This window comes from Kribbella sp. NPDC020701 (genome assembly GCF_055562215.1).
In genome coordinates, this window is sequence record NZ_JBVHFT010000033.1 from 47,740 (window position 1) to 50,000 (window position 2,261).

Annotated in this window: 1 protein-coding gene; it reads right to left on the bottom strand. The window is 60.4% G+C overall.

Annotated features, from left to right (window positions below):
* Positions 1-374: 374 nt before the first annotated feature.
* Positions 375-1,361 (bottom strand): hypothetical protein, encoded by a 987-nt coding sequence (locus ACZ3HV_RS42735; protein WP_465693500.1) that lies wholly within the window; start codon positions 1,359-1,361, stop codon positions 375-377.
* Positions 1,362-2,261: the final 900 nt, after the last annotated feature.

Sequence of the window (2,261 nt, forward strand, 5' to 3'; positions counted from 1 at the left end):
GTGTGCACCGCCCTCACCCCCCCTCGCCCCGTGATGTGTGGTTTGCTTCTCTTGGCTTGGCGCGCGCGCGCCAACAGGGTGCCGGGTCGAAGACAGCAGATCTCGCCATCAACGATCTGACACCCTGTCGACGTGGTACTCGCCGGAAATGGCCGGCTACCCGCCGCCTGTTGTTGCACGCTCCCGTCTGCCGGTGGGCTCCCGCATCGCCCCGCTAGCAATCATGGAAGGGACGGTCCGGCACGGCACGCGTCAAGGGCGCCTACGGCGTCCCTGCGGGATCTTCGACCCTTGACCCGCACCGCTCCGAACCTAAGGCCGGCAGCTATCGGGGCGATGCGGGAGGACTGCCCGCGCGCTTTGACACGTATCCGTCAATCTTCGTCGAAGTGCCGCAAGACATCTCCTCTGAACTCTTGGATCTTGCGCCTCCAGTACTCGGCGCGCTCAACATGCTTGGCTTCCTCCGCGCCACCTGAAGTAGAGCGAGCCGCTAACTCATTCGCCTTGCGCAAGTTTTCGTGTGTCATTTCCAGCATGTCGAGCGTGGTGATGAGCGCGTTGTGCTTCTGTTCGGAACGGCCGGCTCGTCGCTGATCCTCTGCCTCAGCCTCTCTCTGCTGACGCTCGACTTCCTCACGTTCGCGCAGCCTCCGCATCTGAGCCTCATGGGCCAGCTCTGCTCGCTCCGTGACGGGATGCTCGATAATCCTAGACACAACCGATCTGACCAATACTTCGTCCGCTAATTGACTCTTTGCCTGCCCTTGAATGAAGAGCATTCCGACAAGAAGCACGGTAACGACGATTATCAAAATCTTCGACCACCACGGCACACCGGAACCTAGCGCAACAATTACGCCGAGCATCAAGAGAGGGAAAGAGATGTTGATTCGGAATACAGCCTCACTTTCAAATCGGTCAAATTCACCATACATTTCCTGATTCGCGACTAACAGTCGGGCTCTGAAATCGTCCACAGGAAAAAGGGCGGAAGCCTCGACTGTCTGCGGCGCATCGATACCTCTTCTTTGAAGACCGCTCACGATAGACTGCAGGAGTTCGGGCTCATATTCTTGGAGGCGACGATTAGTCAGTTTGCCCCAGAGTGCTGAGAACGAGTCCGATCGGACCGTGAGTAGCGAACCGAACAAGAACGCCGCAAACGACAGGCCCGCAACCATCGCACCTTGTCCAAGGAAGCGATTCAATGGCGCAAATCGCCCGACAAAGCTGCCAGGTGCTTCGAGATCCTCAGCGATCTCGCTGCCAACAATCAGCCAGAAGTTTAGGAACCAGATGTACCCGACAGCGAGCGGCGTCCGAACATCGCGCAGACCCGGCAGCAGGCTAGCCAGCATTTTCCCCCCAAGCGTTCGACAGCATGCGACATGATCCCGCCTATCAAGCAGACGCAACAGGGCTAGCGGCTCCAGAGGCCACCTGCGCGCGATCCGCGGTTTGCACCCCGGCGCGCCGCCTCTTGCGTGGCCTCGCTGGGCCATGCATCGATGGGCCGCAGGTAGCTGGAGGCAAACCAGTCCTCGACCGAACGGCCGGCGCGGTGATCCGGCACGTAGACCACGCGAGCGGCCCAATCGCCGGTATTGGTGCGACGCCATTCCAAGATCAGACCTGGCCATGGACCCCGCTCGTGAGCTGTCCGCAGGATCCAGCAGTGGCGAGTAGCCAAGTTCGGCGGCGGCTCCCGAGGGTACCGACGATTGCTCCCCATGTGGAGAACTATAGAGCAGGTGTTCGAAGGCTGGTTGACCCGTACGTGTCATCCGTTGGCTGTGGATAACTCGCTCAGCGCGCCTTCGATCAGTGCCAGACTGAGGATCAGGTCCGGCGAGGCCACCGATCCAGACCCTGGCCCGAGCCACAACGTGCAACGGGAGGAGAGGCGTCGGCAGGCCACGGGACCACCTACCGCAGTGGGAGGATTTTGGGAGCGAACCATACGTAACAACGGTCTCAAAGCGGGTGCAACTCGCAACAACCAGAGGGGCGAGAACGCCTTGTAGGTAAGGGGATGAGCATCGCCCTGCGTAGGCCATCAATGCGACCCCCGCCCATGGCATGGAAGAGGTCAGGGGTTCGAATCCCCTAAGCTCCACCGCAGGTCATCAGAGGCTCTTTCCCGATAAGGAAGGGGTTTCTTCTGTTTGACCCGCCAGGCTGAGTGTCCTCGACCGGTACTTGGCTGTTGGACAGCAGCGAGACGAACCTGTGCCTCAGCTCGCGAGGTGTCCGGTCCG

Coding starts and splice junctions, on each gene's coding strand:
- ACZ3HV_RS42735 (WP_465693500.1), bottom strand. CDS start 1,361: ATGCTGGCTAGCCTGCTGCCGGGTCTGCGCGATGTTCGGACGCCGCTC.